Annotated in this window: 17 protein-coding genes; 8 read left to right on the top strand and 9 right to left on the bottom strand. The window is 70.4% G+C overall.

Translation table 11 applies throughout. The features are described from left to right. On the bottom strand, positions 1-525 hold the full coding sequence (gene pyrE / locus ACPXB1_RS19725) for an orotate phosphoribosyltransferase (RefSeq protein ID WP_425735622.1): 525 nt from the start codon (positions 523-525) through the stop codon (positions 1-3). Positions 526-1,118: 593 nt separating this feature from the next. Between pyrE and ACPXB1_RS19720 the strand changes: the two genes are divergently transcribed. Further along, positions 1,119-1,586, top strand: a complete 468-nt coding sequence (locus ACPXB1_RS19720) for a hypothetical protein (RefSeq protein WP_425735621.1) — start codon at positions 1,119-1,121, stop codon at positions 1,584-1,586. Continuing rightward, positions 1,579-2,487: an alpha/beta fold hydrolase gene (locus tag ACPXB1_RS19715; RefSeq protein ID WP_425735620.1), complete on the top strand. Its 909-nt coding sequence runs from the start codon at positions 1,579-1,581 to the stop codon at positions 2,485-2,487. The genes ACPXB1_RS19720 and ACPXB1_RS19715 overlap by 8 nt, the downstream gene beginning before the upstream one ends. A gap of 133 nt (positions 2,488-2,620) precedes the next feature. Here ACPXB1_RS19715 and ACPXB1_RS19710 read toward each other — a convergent pair whose 3' ends face one another. Together ACPXB1_RS19710 and nrdR are read right to left on the bottom strand one after the other, a co-directional pair. Further along, complete coding sequence (locus ACPXB1_RS19710; protein ID WP_425735619.1) at positions 2,621-5,506, bottom strand: vitamin B12-dependent ribonucleotide reductase; 2,886 nt, start codon at positions 5,504-5,506, stop codon at positions 2,621-2,623. A gap of 58 nt (positions 5,507-5,564) precedes the next feature. Next, a complete protein-coding gene (nrdR, locus tag ACPXB1_RS19705) occupies positions 5,565-6,068 on the bottom strand; it encodes a transcriptional regulator NrdR (RefSeq protein ID WP_053657503.1) in 504 nt (167 codons plus the stop codon). Positions 6,069-6,675: 607 nt separating this feature from the next. Here nrdR and lexA point away from each other — a divergent pair. Continuing rightward, complete coding sequence (gene lexA / locus ACPXB1_RS19700) at positions 6,676-7,461, top strand: transcriptional repressor LexA (protein WP_425735618.1); 786 nt, start codon at positions 6,676-6,678, stop codon at positions 7,459-7,461. Between the two features lie 93 nt (positions 7,462-7,554). Here lexA and ACPXB1_RS19695 read toward each other — a convergent pair whose 3' ends face one another. Both ACPXB1_RS19695 and hflX read right to left on the bottom strand, forming a co-directional pair. Next, the gene (locus ACPXB1_RS19695) at positions 7,555-9,408 is read right to left on the bottom strand and encodes a hypothetical protein (protein WP_355598559.1); all 1,854 of its coding nucleotides are present in this window, start codon (positions 9,406-9,408) and stop codon (positions 7,555-7,557) included. 50 nt (positions 9,409-9,458) lie between these two features. After that, complete coding sequence (gene hflX, locus ACPXB1_RS19690) at positions 9,459-10,913, bottom strand: GTPase HflX (RefSeq protein ID WP_425735617.1); 1,455 nt, start codon at positions 10,911-10,913, stop codon at positions 9,459-9,461. 184 nt (positions 10,914-11,097) lie between these two features. On the opposite strand from hflX, the gene ACPXB1_RS19685 reads away from it, so the two are divergent. Beyond that, the gene (locus ACPXB1_RS19685) at positions 11,098-12,564 is read left to right on the top strand and encodes an NAD-dependent malic enzyme (RefSeq protein ID WP_053657512.1); all 1,467 of its coding nucleotides are present in this window, start codon (positions 11,098-11,100) and stop codon (positions 12,562-12,564) included. Between the two features lie 63 nt (positions 12,565-12,627). On the opposite strand, the gene dapF is transcribed toward ACPXB1_RS19685, so the two are convergent. Genes dapF through ACPXB1_RS19670 form a run of 3 tightly spaced genes read right to left on the bottom strand, consistent with a single transcriptional unit; the run spans position 12,628 to position 15,132 of the window. Further along, positions 12,628-13,479, bottom strand: a complete 852-nt coding sequence (gene dapF / locus ACPXB1_RS19680; RefSeq protein ID WP_355598553.1) for a diaminopimelate epimerase — start codon at positions 13,477-13,479, stop codon at positions 12,628-12,630. Positions 13,480-13,486: 7 nt separating this feature from the next. Continuing rightward, positions 13,487-14,398, bottom strand: a complete 912-nt coding sequence (gene miaA, locus ACPXB1_RS19675; protein WP_355598575.1) for a tRNA (adenosine(37)-N6)-dimethylallyltransferase MiaA — start codon at positions 14,396-14,398, stop codon at positions 13,487-13,489. Positions 14,399-14,406: 8 nt separating this feature from the next. Beyond that, positions 14,407-15,132, bottom strand: coding sequence for a class III extradiol dioxygenase subunit B-like domain-containing protein (locus ACPXB1_RS19670; protein WP_355598551.1), 726 nt, complete (start codon positions 15,130-15,132; stop codon positions 14,407-14,409). 201 nt (positions 15,133-15,333) lie between these two features. On the opposite strand from ACPXB1_RS19670, the gene ACPXB1_RS19665 reads away from it, so the two are divergent. From ACPXB1_RS19665 to ACPXB1_RS19655, 3 genes are all read left to right on the top strand, one after another. Next, complete coding sequence (locus ACPXB1_RS19665; protein ID WP_355598549.1) at positions 15,334-16,542, top strand: DUF349 domain-containing protein; 1,209 nt, start codon at positions 15,334-15,336, stop codon at positions 16,540-16,542. Positions 16,543-17,063: 521 nt separating this feature from the next. Further along, the gene (locus ACPXB1_RS19660; RefSeq protein WP_355633163.1) at positions 17,064-18,683 is read left to right on the top strand and encodes a cellulase family glycosylhydrolase; all 1,620 of its coding nucleotides are present in this window, start codon (positions 17,064-17,066) and stop codon (positions 18,681-18,683) included. A 315-nt stretch (positions 18,684-18,998) separates the two neighbouring features. After that, positions 18,999-20,399, top strand: a complete 1,401-nt coding sequence (locus ACPXB1_RS19655; protein ID WP_355596943.1) for a cellulose binding domain-containing protein — start codon at positions 18,999-19,001, stop codon at positions 20,397-20,399. A 67-nt stretch (positions 20,400-20,466) separates the two neighbouring features. Here ACPXB1_RS19655 and miaB read toward each other — a convergent pair whose 3' ends face one another. Continuing rightward, positions 20,467-21,960: a tRNA (N6-isopentenyl adenosine(37)-C2)-methylthiotransferase MiaB gene (miaB, locus tag ACPXB1_RS19650; RefSeq protein WP_355596945.1), complete on the bottom strand. Its 1,494-nt coding sequence runs from the start codon at positions 21,958-21,960 to the stop codon at positions 20,467-20,469. Positions 21,961-22,185: 225 nt separating this feature from the next. Between miaB and ACPXB1_RS19645 the strand changes: the two genes are divergently transcribed. Beyond that, positions 22,186-23,094 (top strand): alpha/beta fold hydrolase, encoded by a 909-nt coding sequence (locus ACPXB1_RS19645; RefSeq protein ID WP_355596947.1) that lies wholly within the window; start codon positions 22,186-22,188, stop codon positions 23,092-23,094. Positions 23,095-23,143 lie beyond the last annotated feature (49 nt).

The following is a 23,143-nucleotide window of genomic DNA, read 5'->3' as shown; positions in this document are numbered from 1 at the left end:
TCATGCCAGCAGGGAGGATGCCAGGTCGCGACGTGTGAGGGCGGCGTGCAAGCTAAGGTTTTCGGCCGCCAGATTCTCCCGTCCACCTTGCTCGCGGTCGATGGCGCAGACCACCGTGTCGACCATGGCGCCGCTGGCCCGGAGTTGACGGCACGACGCCAGCAGCGCACCGCCGGTGGTCACCACGTCCTCGATCACCACAACACGCCGACCGTCCACAGGGCCGCCCTCGGCTGCCTTGCCGGTGCCGTACTCCTTGGCCTGCTTACGGACGAAGACTGTCGGCAGGCCGGTCAGCTGCGACATCACGGTGGCGACAGGTATGCCGCCCATCTCCATTCCCGCAAGCAGGTCGCACTCGGGCAGCAGGGCGACCATCGCCTCGGCCACCTCGCGCAGCAGGCCCGGCTGCGCTTCGAACAGATACTTGTCGAAGTACTCGTCGCTGGTCTGACCGGAGCGCAGGCGGAACGACCCGGTGAGGTGGCACGTTTCGTAGACTCGACGCGCAAGGAGAGAAGTCACGCAGCGAGCCTCGCACCTCCCCTGGGCCGGCAGCCAACCGCCTTGCCTACGGCCTCGACCTGAAGTTCGGCTGACACCGTGCGCCGTTGCGGACATCCCGCGAGCCGCAAAGAGCGCTGCCCCGACCTCACAGGAGGCCGGGGCAGCGCTGAGGCGTACGTCAGGTGCAGCCGCTGGTGGAGCCGCAGCCCTCGCAGACGTAGCAGCTACCTGCGGGGCTGTTCGCGCGGCTTCCTCCGCTGGGAGATCTCGAACTCGGCACGCAACTCGGTGCGCCGGGCCCGGCACGGCCAAGGCGCGGAGCAGCCACCGCACACCCACATCGGAAGCACCGGGCCGTGCGTGGTCACCGCAGGCCGTCCGAGAAACGCCGGGCGACGACCCGGGCGTGCCAGCGAGCCGCCCATTCCGCCTGATAACAGGGTACGGGGACAGCCGCGCCCACCACCAACGACAACCGGCGCAGAGCCCGTCGACGCACGCCGTTGTTGCCGGGCACCGGTCGACCGTACCGCCCGCCGCGCTCACGCCATCGCGCTTGACACTCGACGTCAAGTGCTTGACGATGGGTGTCAAGTAGCGGAGGAGGCGGCATGGCGCCAACCCACGAGGAACTGACCGAGCATCTCATCCGGTTGATCGACATCCGTCTGCTCGACCCCCTCGAAATCCTGGTCGATGGCCACGACGCCATCGAACGGCTGCGGGCCGTCATCCGGAAGCGGGCCCGCTCCTGGGCCATCACGATCGTCAGCGGCGACGACCGGGCAGCCGCCGGTGTGGTCATGCGCGCGATTTCCACCCTCTACCCGGCGGACAGACCGTTCGACCCACCCATCGACTGGTGGCGCAGCCCTCTCGGCCAGGCCGTCGCGCGACGGGTCGGCCACCCGACCGCCGAATCCGTGTCGTATGCGGTGGCCGGCGCCATGCTCGGCATCACCCGCCAGGGCGTCCACGACCTGGTCTCCCGCGGCAAGCTCGCCCGCCACCCCGAAGGCGGCGTGCGCTCCGCCTCCGTACGCGACCGGCTACTCAAGGAAGGAACCCGACGTGCCTGAGAGCATCATCCACTCCCGGACCGTGCCGATCGCGATCCGCGACTTCGGCGGACCCGGACAACCGCTGCTGCTCCTCCACGGCGCCGGCGGCAACCTCGCCCAGATGACCACACTCGCCGAGCACCTGCGCCCGACCCACCGGGTGGTCACCGTCGATCTTCGTGGTCACGGCCGGTCCGGAGACGGCCCCTGGCGCTGGGACGACGTACTGGCCGACCTGGCCTCCGTCACCGACCACCTCGGCCTCAGCTCCCCAGCGGTGGTCGGCGTCTCCCTCGGCGGCATGCTCGCCACTCTCTGGGCGCAACGTCACCCGGAGTGCCCCGGCGCTGTCAGCTTCGACGGCAATCCGCCGCTGAACCGTCCGGACCAGGTCGCCGGGCTGGATCCGGAGCAGGCCGAGACCGAACTGGCCAAGCTGCGGGCCGTCTTCGACGGGATGGCCGCGATGCTGGCCGAACCGCTCACCGCCGAACAGGTGGCCGCCATGCTTGCGGGGCAACGGGCCATGGCCCAGCGCTACGGCGCCGCACCCGACGATTGGGTGGCGGCCTTCGAACGCAACCTCGTGCCCGGCGACGACGGCCGCAGCCGGCTGCGGCCCGCCCCGGACCTCACCCGGCAGCTCCGGGACGCCATGGACTCCCTCGACCTGATGCCCGCCTACCGCGACGCCCGCTGCCCGCTGTTGCTCGTCCTCGCCACCGAGGACCTGCCCGAACAACAGCAGTTCCACAGCCTGTACGAGGCGTATCGCAAGGTCACCGCCGAACGGCTATCTGCTGTGGACAACCCGTCTCTGCGGGTGTGGCATCTCGCTGGCGCCAGCCACGCGATGGTCGCCGAACGCCCACAGGAGCTCGCTACCCTCATCACCGACTTCCTCAGCCCTCACGACTGAGGGCGACCCGAATGCACGCTCGTAGCCGCTGACCGGGCGCCAACCTCTGCACGCTCCCGGGGCTGGAAGAGCATGGAAACCGCGCTGCCCCGGCCTCCCAGGAGGGAAGCCGGGGCAGCGCTTATCGCGTACGTCAGCTGCAGCCGCTGGTGGAGCCGCAGCCCTCGCAGACGTAGCAGCTACCGGCGGGGCGCATCTTCGTACCGCAGGTGAAGCACAGCGGTGCGTCGGCGGCCTTGCCGATGACGGCCTCCAGCAGTTCGGTGCTGGAACCCACGCTCGGAGCCGGCTTGGCGGCGGCCACGTCGGCCATCTCCTGGGCCGGCTGGGCGACGGCCTCCGGCTTGGCCGGAGCCTCGACCGGCGCGGACGACGCCATCGCGGTGAGTTCCGCTCCGGTGACGCCGGCGGCTTCCGCGTCGGCTTCGGCCCGCAGCTGGGCGGCCCGCTCGCTGGCGGTGAAGATGCCCAGCTCGGCGCGGCGCTCGTACGGCAGGAAGTCCAGCGCGAGGCGACGGAAGATGTAGTCCATCACCGACGCCGCCATGCGCACGTCCGGGTCGTCGGTCATGCCGGCCGGCTCGAAGCGCATGTTCGTGAACTTGCTGACGAACGTCTCCAGCGGCACGCCGTACTGCAGGCCGATGCTGATGGCCACCGAGAACGCGTCCATCACGCCGGCCAGGGTCGAGCCCTGCTTGGACATCTTGAGGAAGACCTCGCCGAGGCCGTCGTCCGGGTAGGACGACGCGGTGAGGTAGCCCTCGGCGCCACCGACGGAGAAGCTGACCGTCTCGGAGGGGCGCTTCTTCGGCAGGCGCTTGCGCACCGGGCGGTACTCGACGACCTTCTCCACCGCTGCCGGGGCGGCCTCGACGGCGGCCGGCTCGGTGGCCTTGTTGTTCTTCGCCACCGACAGCGGCTGGCCGACCTTGCAGTTGTCCCGGTAGATCGCCAGCGCCTTGAGGCCGAGCTTCCAGCCCTCGAAGTAGATCTTCTCGACGTCCTCGACGGTGGCCGCCTCCGGCATGTTGACCGTCTTGGAGATGGCGCCGGAGACGAACGGCTGGATCGCCGCCATCATCCGCACGTGGCCCATCGGGGCGATGGACCGCTCCCCCATCGCGCAGTCGAACACCGCGTAGTGCTCCGGCTTGAGGCCGGGGGCGTCCACCACGTGCCCGTTGTCGGCGATGTGCTCGACGATCGCCTCGACCTGCTCCTCGGGGTAGCCGAGGCTGCGCAGCGCGCGCGGTACCGTCTGGTTGACGATCTGCATCGAGCCGCCGCCGACGAGCTTCTTGAACTTGACGAGCGCCAGGTCCGGCTCCACACCGGTCGTGTCGCAGTCCATCATGAAGCCGATGGTGCCGGTCGGCGCGAGGACGCTGGCCTGCGAGTTACGCCAGCCGTTGCGGTCACCGATCTTGTTGCCCTGGGTCCACTGCTTGGTCGCCTCGCGGACGATCGCGGTGGCCACCGGGCTGGTCGGCTTGATCTCGTCGTTCGCGGCGGCGTGCTTTCGCATGACCCGCTTGTGCGGCTCCGCGTTGCGGGCGTAGCCGTCGTACGGGCCGACGACGCCGGCCAGCTCGGCCGAGCGGCGGTAGGCGGTGCCCGTCATCAGCGACGTGATCGACGCGGCGACCGAGCGGCCCTGCTCCGAGTCGTACGGCAGACCGGAGGCCATCAGCAGGGCACCCAGGTTGGCGTAGCCGATGCCCAGCTGCCGGTAGGCGCGGGACGTCTCACCGATCTTCTCGGTCGGGAAGTCGGCGAAGCAGATCGAGATGTCCATCGCGGTGATGACGAACTCGACGGACTTGACGAACTTCTCCACGTCGAAGCCACCGTCGGCGCGGAGGAACTTCATCAGGTTGAGCGAGGCCAGGTTGCACGAGGAGTTGTCCAGGTGCAGGTACTCCGAGCACGGGTTCGACGCTGTGATCCGGCCGGTCTCCGGGCAGGTGTGCCAGTCGTTGATCGTGTCGTCGTACTGCAGGCCCGGGTCGGCGCACTCCCACGCGGCCTGGGAGATGGTGCGGAACAGCTTCTTGGCGTCGATGGTGTCGATCACCGAGCCGTCCAGCCGGCCGCGCAGGTCGAAGCCGCCGCCGTTCTGCACCGCCGTCATGAACTCGTCGGAGACCCGCACCGAGTTGTTGGCGTTCTGGTACTGCACGCTCACGATGTCGGAGCCGCCGAGGTCCATGTCGAAGCCGGCGTCCCGCAGCGCGCGGATCTTGTCCTCCTCGCGCGCCTTCGTGATCACGAACTCCTCGATGTCCGGGTGGTCCACGTCGAGGATGACCATCTTGGCCGCCCGGCGGGTCGCGCCACCGGACTTGATGGTGCCTGCGGACGCGTCCGCGCCACGCATGAAGCTGACCGGACCGGAGGCGGTGCCACCGGAGGAGAGCAGCTCACGGGACGAGCGGATCCGCGACAGGTTGACGCCGGAGCCGGAGCCACCCTTGAAGATCAACCCCTCTTCCTTGTACCAGTCGAGGATGGAATCCATCGAGTCGTCCACGGCGAGGATGAAGCACGCGCTGACCTGCTGCGGCGACGGCGTACCGACGTTGAACCAGACCGGCGAGTTGAAGCTGAACACCTGGTTCAGCAGCATCCAGGTCAGCTCGTGGGCGAACACCTCGGCGTCGGCCGGGCTGGCGAAGTAGCCGTACTCCTCACCGGCCGTGCGGTAGGTCGTGACCACCCGGTCGATCAGCTGCTTGAGCGACCACTCGCGCTCCGGGGTCCCCACCGCGCCCCGGAAGTACTTCGTGGTCACGATGTTCGCCGCGTTGACGCTCCACGACTCCGGGAACTCCACGCCGCGCTGCTCGAAGTTGATCGAGCCGTCCCGCCAGTTCGTCATCACGACGTCGCGACGCTCCCAGGCGACCTCGTCGTACGGGTGGACCCCCTCGGTCGTCCACACCCGCTCGATCTTCAGCCCCGCGCTCGCGCCGGCCTTGCTTCGTGACCTGCTTGTCGTCACACCATCCCCCGACATCTCATCCGCCCCCTCGTCACGCGGCCACGCCGCGCGTCCACCTGTCAGAACACAAACCTCAGTTGGTACGGCCGGCGGTCCCCGCCGCCCCGGCCTCCGCCGCGCCCGCACGGGCTCGGGCGGCGGCGCGCAATGTCTCGATCTCCTGCTCGAAGTCGGCAAGCGAGTCGAAGGACCGGTAGACGCTGGCGAACCGCAGATACGCCACCTCGTCCAGGTCCCGCAGGGGGCCCAGGATGGCCAACCCCACATCGTGGCTGGGGATCTCGGCCGCACCCTTGGCCCGCACGGTCTCCTCGACCTTCTGGGCCAGCAACGCGATCGAGTCCTCGTCGACCGGCCGGCCCTGGCACGCCTTGCGCACCCCGCCAATGATCTTCGTCCGGCTGAACGGCTCGGTCACCCCGCTGCGCTTGACGACCGCGAGGACCGCCTCCTCGACTGTGGTGAACCGCTTGCCGCACTCAGGGCAGGACCGCCGCCGCCGGATGAGCTGGCCGTCGTCGGCCTCCCGCGAGTCGACCACCCGGGAGTCGGCGTGTCGGCAGTACGGACACCGCATCGCCTACCTCCTAATCATGATCAACCACGGCGTACCGGGCACTACCGGGCACGACTCGACCCGGCGGTGCCAGCTGGAGCTGACGCCCGCCGTGGCCTGCGCTGCGGGAGTGCGGTCGGTAGTCGAACCCAACCTGTGGGCAACTTACGCCCGTGTCACTACTACATCTAGGGGTCGACCGTATGTCGCTGGCGTACTCGGGTCAAGTTGACCGGCGTGTCCGGCGCGTCACGGACCATCCGGTCATCCGCACCCACCGCTCCCGCCGGAAGACCCAACGCCGCGACCCCGACCCGGTTACCGGCCACCCGGCTGAAGTCGCCCGGAAAACGGTCGCCGTTCGAACATCCGTGCTACCCGACGTACCATTTATCAGAGCATCCGTACGACAGGAGTGGTTTTTCACCCCGACACGCCGGTGAGAGGTCGTACAGATGTTTGAAAATGACCGATCTCACCTATACGGTCAGGAACAGCCGGGCGCGATGGATCTTCAGCACCCGGGCGCACGGCACATTCGAGCACGAGCGTTCGAGCACCACTGTTTGAGCACCCCGCACGCACCACGAGCCGACGAGGCACCCAGCGCCGACCAGGGAGGACGGACGTGACCGAGGACCGGGCCAGCCGGCCGAAGAGCCCGCAGCACATCACCGAGGCGGGCCCGCCGGCCACCCGACGCCGCAGCGCCGCGCGCAGCCGGACGGGTCAGCCCGCCGTGCGCCCGGTCACCCCGGTAGTCAGCGCCTTTCCCGACCCCGCGACGGTCGACCTGACCGCCCGCCAGCGTCGCATCCTGGAGTTCATCCGCACCTGGGTGGAGCGCCACGGCTACCCGCCGAGCGTTCGCGAGATCGGCGAGGCGGTCGGCCTGGTGTCGCCGTCGAGCGTCGCCTACCAGCTCAAGGAGCTGGAGAAGAAGGGCTTCCTGCGCCGCGACCCCAACCGGCCGCGCGCCGTGGACGTCCGCGCCCCCAGCGAGGCCATCGACGACGAGTTGTCACGCGCCCAACGGCCGACACCGGCGTACGTGCCGATGCTCGGGCGGATCGCCGCTGGTGGGCCGATCCTCGCCGAGCAGGCCGTGGAGGACATCTTCCCGCTCCCCCGCGAGTTGGTGGGTGAGGGCGAGGTCTTCATGCTCCAGGTCAAGGGCGACTCGATGCTCGACGCGGCGATCTGCGATGGCGACTGGGTGGTCGTCAGGCAGCAGCCGACCGCCGACTCCGGCGAGATCGTGGCCGCCATGCTCGACGGTGAGGCGACCGTCAAGACCTACCGGCGGCGCGACGGCCATGTCTGGCTGATGCCGCAGAACCCAGCCTTCGACCCGATCCCCGGCGACGACGCCACCATCATGGGCCGGGTCGTGGCGGTGCTGCGCCGAATCTGACCGGCCGGTGGGTGAGTGCCCCACGGCGCTCACCCACGCGACCGTTCGCGCGTTGCGCTCCGACCGTTCGCACGTCGAGCAGGCTCCGAGCCGTCAGTAGCGGTCGCCTCGGTGGGGGCCGCGACGGCCGCCCGGATGCTGCCCGTACGGGTCGACAGGTGCCTCGTCGTCGCGCCTGCGGGCGGGCCGTTGACCCCTGTAGTCCGGCTGCTCCTGCCCGCCACGCCGCGGAGGCTCCGCACGACCGCCGCCGGGCTGGCCGCCCCGGCCACCACTGGGCTGACCGCCACCTCGACCGCCGCCGGGCTGACCGCCACCCCGGCCGCCACTGGGCTGACCGCCACCTCGAGCACCGCCGGGCTGGCCAGCGCCCCGGCCACCGCCGGGTTGACTGCCGCCCCGACCACCGCCGGGCTGGCCGCCGCCGGCGCCGTAGACACCACCGCCGGGCCGACCACCGCCGCCACCCGGAGGACGATCGCCCCCACCTGCCGGCCGGCCACCACCAGCGCCCGGCGCACGACCGCCGCCGCCGTAGACACCGCCACCACCGGCACCACCGCCAGCGGCACCGCCGCTCGGCCGTGGAGCACCGTAACCGCCGTTGTCGGCCGCCGCGGGACGCCCACCGCCGTACACCGCTCCGGCCGCCGACACCGCCCCACCACGGGCCGCGCCGGCCCCGTAGACCGCACCCCCCGCCGGTGCGCCGCCGCCGTAGACGCCGCCCCGACGCTCGTCGCCTGCCGGACGACCGTCGCCGTCGCCACGCCCCGGAACCGGATCGAGGGGTTCACCGTCCGGATCCGATTTTTCGGACCCGGCGGCCAGCGGCCGGCGGCGGGCCCGCACGATGCCGAAGATGCCCGCGCCGACAAGCAGCAGACCGACCAGCCCGACGGCGCCCACCAGGTAGGTGATCTCGTCGAGGCTCAGCCCGTCGAACCAGGACTGCGAGGCCGCGGGCTTCGCGGCACCGGCCGCCGCCAACGGCGCAGCCGTCGAGGTGGACGGGGTGTAGGCGAGAATGTCGACGGGGTCGTCCTCGCTGAACTGACCTCCGTCGGAGACGGTGAGGAAGCTCTTGCCGTCCGGGGAATAGCTGATCGCCTCGCCGAACGGATCGGCAAGCGGAGTCACCCGGGGCTTTCCGGTCGTGAGAGCGCCGACGATGTCACCGCCGGACACGTCGTACTCGAAGGCGTCGGCATACGTCCGCAGGACGACCTTGGTGCCGTCCGGGGAGCGGGCCGCGCCGGTGATCGCGACCCGGCCGAACGTGTTGAGCGGGTTGTCTGTCTCCGTAGCGGGCAGTGCGATCTCGCCGGCCTTGCGCATCGGCACCGGCTCGGTGTCACCGGTCTTCAGGGCCGCCGCGGGGGTGTAGATCTCGGCCTTGCCCTTTGTCACCTTGGTGATGATCAGCGGTTTGCCGTCGTCGCCGATGAGAAGGGCCTCGGCGTCGTGCGGCTTGCCCTCCGGGTACGAGAGTCTGTGCAACACCGGCTGCTTGGCGCCGGTGACCGGCATCGACCAGAGCGCCACCCGCTTACGGCGTTCCTTCGCGGTGATGTTGTCGCCGGTGTCCGCGATCCAGAGGGTCTTGCCGTCCGGGGAGAGCGCCAGATCCTCGGTGTCGAAGGGGCCAGCGCCCGAATACTGGACAGGCTCCTTCGCGATCTTGCACTTGCTGTCGAGGAAGAAGACCCGCTTACGCGCCGCGATCTCGGTGCTGTCGTTGATGACGATGTAGCCGGACTTGGTCGCCACCAGCCCGGACAACTCCCGCAGCCGCTCGTCGGTGACCGTGCACCGCTTCTTACCGGGAGTGACGGCGGGCGGCTCGGACTGCCCGGGAGCGGGAGCAGCAACGGCCACTCCGGCAAGCGCCACGGTTGCCCCGAGCAGGCCGAGGGCAACCGTGGCCGAGGAAACGACGCGGCGCATTCGGCCAGTGTCGCATGCCGAGCGTTTCCGGTGGATGACGCCGGGATCGGTCAGGGCAGGCTGACTGCTGCCTGTCCCTGCCTCTCGACGTCGAACGGCGCCAGCTCGGCGGCGAGCGCCGCGCTGACCCGCACGTGCAGGAAGGTGCCCTCCGCCAGGTGCGAGGTGCTGAGCACCTCACCGCTGCGGTGCACCCGTGACACCAGGTCACCTCTGTCGTACGGCAGGATCGCCCGGACCTCCACAGCAGGCTGCGGCAACCGCGCCTCGATGGCCTCGCGCAGGCCGTCGATGCCCCGCCCGGAGTGCGCCGACACGAAGATCGCGTCCGGCCAGAGCCGCTTGAGTCGCAGGAGCGTGTCCTCGTCGGCCGCGTCGGTCTTGTTGACCACCAGCAGTTCGGGGAGCCTGTCCGCGCTCACCTCGGCGAGCACCTCGTGGACCGCCCGGACCTGCTCCTCAGGATCCGGGTGGGTGCCGTCGACGACGTGCACCACCAGATCCGCTTCCGCGACCTCCTCCAGCGTCGAGCGGAACGCCTCGACGATCTGGTGCGGCAGGTGGCGTACGAAGCCGACCGTGTCGGAGAGCGTGTAGAGCCGCCCGTCGGAGGCGGTGGCCTTGCGGGTGGTGGGGTCCAGCGTTGCGAAGAGCGCGTTCTCCACAAGCACGCCCGCGCCGGTGAGGCGGTTGAGCAGGCTGGACTTGCCGGCGTTGGTGTAGCCGGCGATGGCCACCGCGGGGATGGCGTTGCGGGAACGGCGGGCGCGCTTGGTCACGCGTACCGTCTTCATGCTCTTGATCTCGCGGCGCAGCCGGGAGATGCGGTGGCGGATGCGTCGCCTGTCGGTCTCCAGCTTGGTTTCACCGGGACCACGCACACCAACGCCGCCGCCGGCGCCGCCGCCACGACCGGAACCACCGGTCTGCCGGGACAACGTCTCACCCCAACCGCGCAGCCGGGGCAGCAGGTATTCGAGCTGGGCAAGCTCGACCTGCGCCTTACCTTCCTTGCTCTTGGCGTGCTGGGCAAAGATGTCCAGGATCAGCGCCGTCCGGTCGACGACCTTGACCTTGGTGCGCTGCTCCAGGTTGCGCAGCTGCGACGGGGACAGCTCACCGTCGCAGATGACAGTGTCGGCACCGGTGGAGAGCACCACGGCACCGAGATCGTCGACCTTGCCGCGGCCGATGTAGGTGGCCGGGTCGGGCCGCGAGCGGCGCTGGATCAGCCCTTCGAGCACCTGCGAGCCCGCCGTCTCGGCAAGCGCGGCCAGCTCGGTCAGGGAATTCTCCGCATCGGTCACCGTGCCCTCGGTCCAGACGCCCACCAGGACGACCCGCTCCAGCCGCAGCTGGCGGTATTCCACCTCGGTGACGTCGGTGAGCTCGGTTGACAGGCCCGGGACGCGTCGGAGGGACTGCCGCTCCGACAGCTCCATCTCACCGGTGGTGACGTCGTCGAACTCGTCCTCGACGCCGACGAAGGTCTCCTGGTCTCGCAAGCGGTTCTCCTGTCCGATTTGATAAGTAGAACGTAATCCTGACATGAGACAACGCCCAATGCACCTGCTATATGCCCGTGCTGAAGCTCGCCAAAAGTGGGGGCGAATGCCAGAGTGCCCCGCCAACCCGGTAGAAATGCGGGGCGACGGTCGACCGGCCGTACAGCCGTGACGGAGGGATCCCGTGGCCATCACCCGACTGCCGAGCGCCGGATTTTCGATCACCATCCGGATCGCCGTGACCGCGGACGCCTCCTCGATCGGCCGGCTCACCACCTCGGTCGGCGAGGCCGGGGCGATCGTCACGGCTCTGGACGTGGTGGACTCGGACCCGACCCACGTGATCGTCGACCTCACCTGCGACACCGCCGACGCCAAACACGCCGACCAGGTGGTCGACGCGCTCAGGACGCTGGACGGCGTGGACGTGCGCAAGGTGTCCGACCGGACGTTCCTGCTGCACCTCGGCGGCAAGATCGAAGTCACCTCGAAGGTCGCGCTGCGCAACCGCGACGAGCTGTCCCGGGCGTACACCCCTGGGGTTGCCCGGGTCTGCATGGCGATCGCCGAGAACCCGGCGGACGCACGGCGGCTGACGATCAAGCGCAACACCGTCGCGGTCGTCAGTGACGGTTCGGCGGTGCTGGGCCTGGGCAACCTCGGCCCGGCCGCGTCGCTGCCGGTGATGGAGGGCAAGGCCGCGCTGTTCAAGCGCTTCGGCGGGGTGGATGCCTGGCCGGTGGTGCTGGACACCCAGGACACCGACGAGATCGTGGCCATCGTCAAGGCGATCGCGCCCGCGTACGGCGGGATCAACCTGGAGGACATCGCCGCGCCGCGCTGCTTCGAGATCGAGGCCCGGCTGCGCGAGGCGCTGGACATTCCGGTCTTCCACGACGACCAGCACGGCACCGCAATCTGCGTGCTGGCCGCGCTGACCAACGCCCTGCGCGTCGTGGGCAAGCAGCTCGCGGACGTCCGGGTCGTGGTCTCCGGGGCCGGCGCGGCCGGCACCGCCATCATGAAGCTGCTGCTGCGCCAGGGCGTCGGCGACATCATCGCGTACGACCGGGACGGCGCTCTGCACCGAGGGCTGACCGGGCTCAACCCGGCCTGGCAGTGGCTGGCGGACAACACCAACAAGGAGAACTACGCAGGCGACCTGCCCGGCGCGATCCGGGGCGCGGACGTCTTCATCGGGGTCAGCGCGCCGAACCTGCTCACCGGCGACGACGTCGCGCAGATGGCCAAGGACTCGATCGTCTTCGCGCTTGCCAACCCGGACCCGGAGGTCGACCCCCGGGAGGCACGCAAGCACGCCGCGGTGGTCGCCACCGGCCGCTCCGACCAGCCGAACCAGATCAACAACGTGCTCGCCTTCCCCGGCGTGTTCCGCGGCATGCTCGACGCGCACGCCGAGGAGTTCACCGAGGAGATGGCGATCGCCGCCGCCCAGGCCATCGCCGACGTGGTCGGTGAAGAGAAGATCAACCCGACGGTGATCGTGCCGAGCGTCTTCGACGCTCGGGTCGCCCCGGCGGTCGCCGCCGCCGTTCGTGCCGCCGCGAACAACCCCAGCCCGCTCCCCGCCGCCGACCCCGGCCCCGCCGACCTTCCGGAGATCGCGGCCAACGCCAGCGCCACCCCCTGAGCGCTGCACGCGGCGCCGCCTCCTGAGCGCTGGGAGGTGGCGCGCCGGGTCACCACAGCGGAGTCAGGCAGCGGCCAGGAGTGCGCCCAGGTCGACCTCGCCCGTTGCCACCAGCAGCGCCGGACCGGACAGCCAGCACGAATCCTCGGTGACGGTGACGGTGACCCGGCCACCGGGGACGTCGACGGCGACCACACCGGTGCCCCGGCCCGCGTCACGCAGGGCCACGGCGGCCACGGCGCACGCGCCGGTGCCGCAGGAGAGCGTCTCCGCGCTGCCGCGCTCGTACACCCGCATGAGGGTGTGCTCGTCGACGCCGTCGACCGGCTCGCCGGCCACGATGAACTCCACGTTGACCCCGGCCGGGAAGACAGCCGGGTCGAAACCGGGCGCGGTCGTGAGGTCCAGCTCGCCCAACTCAAGGTCGGCCGGCAGGACGCAGACAAGGTGCGGGTTGCCGACATCCACTGCCGTGCCGGGCAGTACCCGCCCGCCGAGGGTGGCGGTGGAGTCGTCGTACAGCCGGGGGCGGCGCATCTCGACGGCGACCGTGTCCCCCTCGATCAGCGCGCGCACCACCCCGGCCCTGGTGGCCACCGGCAACGCCGCGCCCGTCGGAGTCACAAGCCCGTTGTCGACCAGATAACGGACGAAGACCCGCGAACCATTGCCGCACATCTCGGCGAACGAGCCGTCGGCGTTCCAGTAGTCCATGAACCACTCGGCCTCGCCGGCCTGCCCGGCGCCATCGGGATGCTTGGCGGCGCGGACCACCCGCAGCACCCCGTCCGCACCGATGCCCCGCCGCCGGTCGCAGAGCGCCGCGACCAGCGCCGGAGTCAGGTCGAGCTGACCGTCCGGGTCGGGGAGGAGGACGAAATCGTTGCCGGTGCCGTGGCCCTTGGTGAACTGCACACACCCATCATCGCGCAGCGGCGGGCAGCACACCCAGGGCGGCCCCGATCACGTCCGACCTCGAGGAATCCAGCCACTGGATCCGCGGGTCGCGCCGGAACCAGGAGCGCTGCCGCCGGACGAAGCGCCGGGTGGCCCGGACCGTCTCGTCGTGCGCCTGCGCCTCGGTCAGCTCACCGGCGAGCATCCGCAACACCTGCTGGTAGCCCAGCGCCCGGCTGGCCGTACGCCCCTCGGCAATCCCCCGGCCCAGCAACTCCCGGGTCTCGGCCACCAGGCCGTCGGCCCACATCCGGTCCACCCGTAGTGCGATCCGCTCGTCCAGCAGATCGGTGTCCAGGTCGACACCGATCTGCACCGACCTGTAGTACGGCGTCGGCTCCGGCAGCGACGCCGCAAACGGCGCACCCGTCAACTCGATCACCTCCAGCGCCCTGACGATCCGGCGGCCGTTGCCGGGCAGGATCCTCTCGGCGGCGGCCGGGTCGGCGGCGCGCAGCCGCGCGTACAGCGGTGCCGGGCCGACCTCGGCCAACTCCCGTTCCAGGCGTTCGCGCAGCGCGGCGTCCGTGCCGGGGAACTCGAAACGCTCCAGCACCGCCCGCACGTACAACCCTGACCCGCCGACCAGCAGCGGCACCCGTCCCCGGGCCAGGATGTCGTCGACGGCCGCACGGGCCAGCCGCTGGTATTCCGCGACACTGGCCGGCTCGGTGACGTCCCAGATGTCGAGCAGGTGGTGCGGCACCCCTTCCCGCTCGGCGGGGGTCAGCTTGGCGGTGCCGATGTCCATGCCCCGGTAAAGCTGCATCGAGTCCGCATTGACCACCTCACCGCCCACTGCGTGCGCCAACGCGATGCTCAGCGCCGACTTGCCCGCCGCGGTCGGCCCGACCACCGCCACGACCGTGCCGGCCATGCCGCCGCTCACACCCGCTCCCAGGACGCCACAAAGTAGGCCACGCCGTAGGGCGCCGACTCGTACAGCAGCTCGCCCCGCCACCCGCCCGCCGACCCGGCGGCGCGGGCGAGCACCTGCCAGGGCGCCCAGCCCGCGACCTTGAGCTGCGCCGACAGCCCCGGGTCGAGGCCGCGCAGACCATCCACGTCCGCCCCGGCCAGGGCCGTCGCGACCCGCTTGTCGTACGCGAGGGCACGTGGATCGTCGTACCCGGGGGATTTCTCGCCACGGCAGGCCGACCCGTCGCCGAGCACCAGCAGCGCGACCCGGTCACCGGCGGCGGCGACGTCCCCGGCGAGGGCGGCCAGCTCGGCCGGAGCGGCGTCGGCGGTCACCTGCACCGCTGTCACCCGCGCGTTGGCAAGCGGTGACGCAGCGTGGTGGTTCAGTAGCCACGCGCCGATGGTCAGGCTCAGCGGCAGCACCGCGCCCCGGTCCGGCTGACCGGGGACCAGCGGCACATCCAGATCGACACCCCAGGGCTGGAGCGACCCGGTGGCCGGAGGCCGGATCGAGCCCGACGCCGGGCCGGCGCCGAGCAGCACCACAGTGTCCGGGTTCGCGGCCACCAGTCGGCGTACGGCGGTCTCGCAGGCCGCCCGCAGGTCGTCCAACTCCGGCGCGGCCGCGCCGGCCACCTCGGGCACGAGCAGGGGCGGATGGGGGCAGACGGCAGCGGCGACCAGTGGCACCCGTTCACCGTAGCGGGAATCACCGGTGCGTCTCCGCGCCGATCCGGTCAATCGGGCCGTAGGACACCGTATGGTCACGGTCGGCGATAGGCGCTCGACGCGGACCGGGTCGGACCTGTGACAATGCCGGAAGTAACTTGGCTGCGCCGTGGCGGCGACGGGGGACGATTCTCCCGGCGCCGGGAGAACGAGGATGGGCACATGAGCGACTGGACTGCCTTCGGACGGGTGGACGCGGACGGCACCGTTTACGTCAAGACCACCGAGGGCGAGCGGGTGGTCGGTTCCTGGCAGGCGGGAGCACCGGAGGAGGGCCTGGCGCACTTCGCACGGCGCTTCGCCGACCTGGTCACCGAAGTGGACCTGACTGAGGCACGGCTCAACTCGGGCGCGGCGGACGCCGGGCACTCGTTGAGCACGATCCGGCGGATCCGCGCCACGCTGCCCGAGGCCCACGTGGTCGGCGACATCGACGCCCTCGCCGCGCGGCTGGACAAGCTGGCAACCCTCGCCGAGGAGAAGGCGGCAGAGGCCCGCGCCGCCCGGGACGCCGCTCGCGGTGAGGCCCTGGCCCGCAAGACCGCGCTGGTCGAGGAGGCCGAGAAGCTTGCCGCCGAGTCCACCGGCTGGAAGACCGCCGGGGACCGGCTCAAGGAGATCCTCGACGAGTGGAAGACCATCCGCGGGGTCGACAAGAAGGCCGACGGCGAGCTGTGGAAGCGCTTCGCCGCCGCCCGGGACGGTTTCACCAGGCGTCGGGGCGCCCACTTCGCCACCCTTGACGCGCAGCGCAAGCAGGCGCAGACCGTCAAGGAAGAACTGGTCGCCGAGGCCGAGAAGCTCAAGGACTCCACCGAGTGGGCGGCCACAGCCAACCAGCTCAAGGATCTGATGACGCAGTGGAAAGCCGCGCCGCGCGCCTCGAAGGAGTCCGAGCAGAAGCTCTGGGAACGGTTCCGGGCCGCGCAGGACGCCTTCTTCAGCCGGCGTAGCGAGGTCTTCTCCGCCCGGGACAACGAGCAGCGCGGCAACCTGGAACGCAAGCAGGCGCTGCTCGCCGAGGCCGAGGCACTCGACATCGACGGTGACCCCAAGGGCGCCCAGGCCAAGCTGCGGGACATCCAGGCACAGTGGCACGAGGCCGGTCGGGTGCCCCGCGAGGCCGCCGCCGGGCTGGAGCGCCGGCTGCGCGCCATCGACGACAAGGTCCGCGAGGTGATGGACTCGGCGTGGCGCCGCACCACCAAGGAGGACAACCCGCTGCTCGCCCAGATGCGTGCCCAGGTGGCCGAGGCCGAGGAGCGGCTGGCCCGCGCCCAGAGCGCCGGTGACGCCCGCCGGATCAAGGAGGCCGAGCAGGCCCTCGCCTCCAAGCGGCAGTTCCTCCAGCTCGCCGAGCAGGCCGGCTGACCCGAGGCGTTCCGAGAGCCCTCGACCCTTGACGGGGTCGAGGGCTCTCGCATGTCTGCGCCCCGCGCCCCGCGCCCCGCGCCCCGCGCCCCGCGCCCCGCGCCCCGCGCCCCGCGCCCCGCGCCCCGCGCCCCGCGCCAAGATCAACACACTTTCAGGGAAGTTGCCGTCTCCGACGCGCGGGAAGCAGCAATATCCGCGATGTTGTGTGGATCTTGCAGGGATACGAGGGCGGAACGGGAGCGGAGGACGGGAGCGGGAGGCGGGAGGGGTGGTCCGGTTGACGCATTGAGGTGCCCTGATGAGAATGGGCGACGGAGTCAGGTTGGGCCACCGGCACGAGGGCAACGACGGCGGGACACCGCTGTCACGGGTCGCCGGTGTGTTGTCGCGAGTGTCCCCGTCCGCGTGACATGGACCGTCGCGCACTGTCCGCGTACCCAAAGGGAGCGTGACGTGCCGACGGCCGCCCGCCCGCGCGGCCTCCCTGGCCAGCGTCGGGCCTCCGAAGTGGAGCTCGAATGTTCCGTCCCAAAGCTCTCGGCGGTGCGCTGACCGCGCTCGCCACCGCCGCGGCCGGCGTCTTCATCGCCGCCGCGGTCAGCACAAGCCCGGCCGTTGCCGCTGGCACGGGTACCGGCTACCTGCACACCAACGGCAACAAGATCGTGGACAGCACCGGCACCACGGTCCGGTTGACAGGCATCAACTGGTTCGGCATGGAGACCGACAACAAGACCTTCCACGGGCTGTGGTCGAACAACCCGTGGCGGGGGCAGCTCGACAAGATGGCAAGCCTTGGCTACAACACGTTGCGTGTGCCGTACTCGAATGACGCGCTGAAGCCGGGCGCGACCGCCAGCGGGATCAACGACTTCGTGAACCCGGACCTGGTCGGGCTGTCACCGTTGCAGATCCTGGACAAGGTGATCGACTACGCCGGCAGCAAGGGGATGCGGATCATCCTGGACCGGCACCGGCCGACGGCCGCCGGGCAGTCGCCGCTGTGGTACACGTCGACGGTCTCCGAGGCGACCTGGATCAACGACTGGAAGATGCTGGCCCAGCGGTACGCGGGCAACCCCACGGTGATCGGCGCGGACCTGCACAACGAGCCGCACGCCGAGGGCACCAACCCGGCGGCCACCGGCGCGTGCTGGGGCTGCGGCGACACCACCCGGGACTGGCGGCTGGCCGCCGAACGGGCCGGCAACGCCATCCTCGGTGTCCAGCCCAACTGGTTGATCTTCGTGGAGGGGGTGAGCTGCCCCAGCGGTGGCCTCTCCAACGTGTGGGACAACGACCCGAGCAACGACGAGGACTGCGGCTGGTGGGGTGGCAACCTGTCGAAGGCCGGCGAGTTCCCGGTACGGCTGAACGTGGCGAACCGGCTGGTCTACTCGCCGCACGAGTACGCCACGAGCGTCTACGAGCAGGAGTGGTTCAAGGCCGCCGACTATCCGGCCAACCTGCCGGCCATCTGGGACAAGTACTGGGGTTACCTGCACAAGCAGAACATCGCGCCAATCATGATGGGCGAGTTCGGCAGCACCCTTGCCGACCCGCGGGACAAGGTGTGGCTGGAGAAGCTGATGGCGTACACCGGCACGGGGGTGAACGGCATGTCCTTCACCTACTGGTCGTGGAACCCCAACTCAGGTGACACCGGCGGCATCGCGTTGGACGACTGGACGAACATCAACACCGCCAAGCAGGCGATCCTCCAGCCGTACCTGATCGCGCCGTCCGGCGGCGGTTCCAGTCCGACGCCGACCGCCACGCCCACGGCCACGCCCACGGCCACGCCCACCGGCGGCCCCACCAACCCGCCGACCGGTGCCTGCACGGCCACCTACCGGCAGGTCAACGCCTGGCAGGGCGGCTTCCAGGGCGAGTTGACCGTGAAGAACACCGGCTCCGCGGCGGTGAATCCGTGGTCGGTCACCTGGAGTTGGCCGTCCGGCGTGACCTTGGGCAGTGGATGGAACGCCACCGTCACGCAGGCCGGTACGACGGTCACGGCCGCCGCGCCAAGCCACGCGCCGTCCCTGGCGGCGGGGGCATCGGTCACCGTGGGCTTCACCGCCAACGGTACGGCCAGCGCCCCGGCGACCGTGAGGCTCAACGGCGTCAGCTGCTGAGCCACCGAGAGGCCGGCGCCCACGCCGAGGGCGCCGGCCACCTCGGGTCCGCTTCGAGCGCCGACAACCCGTGATCGACCACCGGTGGCCGGATCCCCCTCCGCGGAGCGACGCACCCCGGCCGCACGGAGCATTTACATCCAGTTCCTTCTATGTTTCCATCGGGAAAGCGCTTGCCTTTCGATGCGGGCGGCGCGAGCGCGGGAGCCGCTCTCCGCACCGAACCGCACCGGCGAACACGGGACCTCCGAGCCACCTCGCCGCCCACGGGCATGGGCGTCGCGACGGCCGTCCGCCTCATCGAGAGGAAGCAGCATGCGCACACCACAGCGTCGGTTGACGCTGATCGCCACCACCGCCGCAGCCACCGCCACCCTGCTCACCGCAGGCCTCCTGACCGCCGTCTCAGCACAGGCCGCCGCCGGCTGCCAGGTCGCCTACTCCGTCGCCAGTCAGTGGCCGGGCGGGTTCACCGGCAACGTCACTGTCACCAACCTCGGCGATCCCGTCTCGGGGTGGACATTGCGCTGGTCGTACGCGGCCGGCCAACAGGTCAGCCAGGCGTGGGGCGCCACCGTCTCGCAGAGCGGCAGCCAGGTCTCGGCGACGAACGTCGACTACAACGGCGCCCTGGCCACGAACGGCAGCGCCTCGTTCGGCTTCAACGCGAGCTGGAACAACTCAAGCAACCCGCTGCCGACCAGCTTCACCCTCAACAACGTGGCCTGCACCGGCGGCACCACACCGACCACACCCACCAACCCGTCGCCCACCACGCCGGCGCCGAGCAACCCGTCGCCCAGCACGCCTGCGCCGAGCAACCCGCTGCCCAGCGACCCGGTGCCCAGCATTCCGCCGCAGACCGGGCTGGTCGGTTGGGCCACCCAGAACGGCGGCACCACCGGCGGCGGCGGTGCTCCGACGACCACTGTCACCAACGCCTCGGCCCTGACCAGCGCGTTGAACGCCACCGGCTCCGCGGTTATCCGGGTGTCCGGGACGATCTCCTGCTCGGGCATGCTGCGGGTCCGGTCCAACAAGACCATCCTCGGCAACTCCGGCGCGACAATCGCCGGCTGCGGGCTCAACATCAGCGGCGACCGCAACGTCATCATCCGGAACCTGACCTTCCGGGACTGGAACGACGACGCCATCAACGTGCAGGAGTCGGCAACGAACATCTGGATCGACCACAACAGCTTCAGCAACGGGTACGACGGCGCTGTCGACATCAAGCGCGGCTCCGACTTCGTGACCGTGTCGTGGAACCGGGTCTTCAACCACGACAAGACAATGCTGCTCGGCCACAGCGACGACAACGGCGGCCAGGACATCGGTCACCTGCGGGTCAGCTACCACCACAACTGGTTCGACGGCAGCAACCAGCGCAACCCCCGGGTGCGCTTCGGCAACCCGGTGCACGTGTTCAACAACTACTACCGGGCCAACGGCGGCTACGGTGTGGCGTCCACCGAGAATGCCGGCGTGCTCGTCGAGGGCAACTACTTCGAGAACGTCCGCGACACGTACCACCTCGGTGAGGGCGACTCCGGGCCGGGCCGCATCGTCGCCCGCAACAACCACTTCGTCAACTCGCCCACCGGGCAGGCCGGCGGCAGCGTCGCCAGCATCCCGTACTCCTACCAACTGGACACGGCGAGCAACGTCAAGTCCATCGTGACCGCCGGCGCCGGCGCCGGACGGATCACTGTCTGAGCGACGCTTGTGTGCAAGGAAGGGCCCCCTATTAACGCCTGACGTTAATAGGGGGCCCTTCCTTGCACTAGTGGGCGGCGCAGCCTGCGGCGGGCGCGGGCGCGACCGGCGGTGCGCCGAGCGTCGGCAGGCCGAGCAACACCCCGGGGGTACGCGGGGAGCGTCCCGCCTCGGCGGCGTCGCCGGCCCGGGTCCGCCGGTGCGCCACCGGCGCTCCGTCAGCGTTGAGGTGGTGCGGCGCGGCGTACGTGATCGTGGTGTGCACGATGTCCCCCGGCCGGATCTGGCCGGCGAGCGACTCCCCGCCGGGAGCTTCGGTCGCGAAGTGCACGAGCCGACCGTCGCGCGCCCGACCGGACATCCGACCCGTCCGCTCGTCCTTGCGACCCTCGCCGACCGCGACGAGCACCTCGACGGTCTCCCCCACCAGGCGCTTGTTCTCCGCCCAGGTGATCTCTTCCACTGTGGCGATCAGCCGCTCGTAGCGCTCCTGCACCACCTGCTTGGGCAGTTGGCCGTCCATCGTGGCGGCGGGGGTGCCGGGGCGCTTCGAATACTGGAAGGTGAAGGCCGACGAGAACCGGGCCTCACGCACCACGTCCAGGGTGCGCTGGAAGTCGGCCTCGGTCTCGCCCGGGAACCCGACGATGATGTCGGTGGTGATCGCCGCGTCCGGCATCGCCTCCCGGACCTTCTCGATGATCCCCAGGTAGCGCTCCGAGCGGTACGACCGGCGCATCGCGCGCAGCACGTCGTCGGAGCCGGACTGCAACGGCATGTGCAGCGAGTGGCAGACGTTCGGCGTCTCGGCCATCGCCGCGATCACGTCGTCGGTGAAATCCTTCGGGTGCGGGCTGGTGAACCGGACCCGCTCCAGCCCGTCGATGTCGCCGCAGGCGCGCAGCAGCTTGCCGAAGGCGTACCGGTCGCCGAACTCGACGCCGTAGGAGTTGACGTTCTGCCCGAGCAGTGTCACCTCCAGCACGCCCTCGTCGACCAAGGCACGTACCTCGGAGAGGATGTCGCCGGGGCGGCGGTCCTTCTCCTTGCCGCGCAGAGAGGGCACGATGCAGAACGTGCAGGTGTTGTTGCAGCCCACCGAAATCGAAACCCAGCCGGCGTACGTCGACTCGCGGCGCGTGGGCAGCGTGGAGGGGAAGATGTCGAGGGATTCGAGGATCTCCACCTCGGCGGCGGCGTTGTGCCGGGCCCGCTCCAGCAGCACCGGCAGAGACCCGATGTTGTGGGTGCCGAACACGACGTCCACCCAGGGCGCCTTGCGGACGATCTCGCCCCGGTCCTTCTGGGCCAGGCAGCCACCGACGGCGATCTGCATGCCGGGGTGCTTGTCCTTCACGGGGCGCAGATGACCGAGGTTGCCGTAGAGGCGGTTGTCGGCGTTCTCCCGCACCGCGCAGGTGTTGAAGACGACGACGTCTGGCGTGTCGTCGGCTTGGGGCGCACGCACGTAACCGGCCTGTTCGAGCAGGCCGGAGATGCGCTCGGAGTCGTGCACGTTCATCTGGCAGCCGTACGTGACGACGTTGTAGGTCCTAGCCACCCTGTTGGCGCCCCTTTCCCCTCGGGCTACCAGGGTAGCGGCCCTCTCTTCGGGCACGGCGACGCATTGACCCGGTGGGCCCATAGCGGGCATCCGCGGCGGGCAGTACGCTGCACACAAGAATGTGTTCTGGGCGATTTCGGGGGCTTTGCACTCGGTGCCGACGATGCGCGGCTCCGTACACGGGGGGGGGGGGAGCACATGACGACCCGCGGGAGGCCAACCGTGACGCGACAAGGTGCGGCACAGCGCACCGTCACCACCCCGGACGGGCGGGACCTCGCGGTGGAGACCTCCGGCGCTCCGGACGGACCAGTGGTTTTCCTGCTGCATGGCACGCCGGGCAGTCGTAGCGGTCCCCGGCCCCGGGGAATCGTCGTCTACCGCCTCGGCGTGCACCTCGTCTGCTACGACCGGCCCGGCTACGGCGACTCCGATCGGCACGAGGGCCGGCGGGTGGCCGACGCCGCAGCCGACGTGGCTGCGATCGCCGACGACCTCGGCGTCGAGCGGTTCGCTGTGGTGGGCCGATCCGGCGGCGGACCACACGCGCTTGCGTGCGCGGCGCTCCTGCCGGACCGCGTCACCCGGGCCGCCGTTCTGGTGGGGCTCGCCCCGGCCGGCGCACCTGACCTGGACTGGTACGCGGGGATGGCCGAGACGAACGTGGAGGATTTCGGGCGGGCCGACGAGGACCTGACCGAACTCACGCTCAACCTGAAGGTCCGGGCGGACGAAGCCCGCCGGGATCCGATGACGCTCCTGGAGTTCCTCCGCCCTCAGTTACCCGAGGCGGACATCCGGGTCGTCGAGGACATCGCGATCCGCCGGCTGCTGACCGACATGTATTCCGAAGCGCTGCGACACGGCCCCGAGGGCTGGATCGACGACGTGCTGGCGATACGGCGGGCGTGGGGGTTCGACCTGCGGGCCATCCGGGCGGAGGTCCTGCTCTGGCATGGCGAGCAGGACCGCTTCAGCCCGGTGGAACACTCCCACTGGCTCGCGTCCCGGATCCCACGTGCCCGGGTCGAGGTGCAGCCGGGCGCCGCGCATTTCGGTGCGGTGGAGATCCTGCCGCAGACCCTGACCTGGCTGGCAACACCGGACCTCGCGACCAGCCCGCGGCTCTGACCCAGAGGCAGCACGGTAAGCAGGGCGGACCGGCCACCTGCCGGGCCGC

Origin of the sequence: Micromonospora sp. DT68, assembly GCF_049847245.1 — a bacterium.
Taxonomy (GTDB): domain Bacteria; phylum Actinomycetota; class Actinomycetes; order Mycobacteriales; family Micromonosporaceae; genus Micromonospora; species Micromonospora profundi.
The sequence above is the reverse complement of the archived record's forward strand: the minus strand, read 5'-3'. Positions and strand labels throughout refer to the sequence as shown.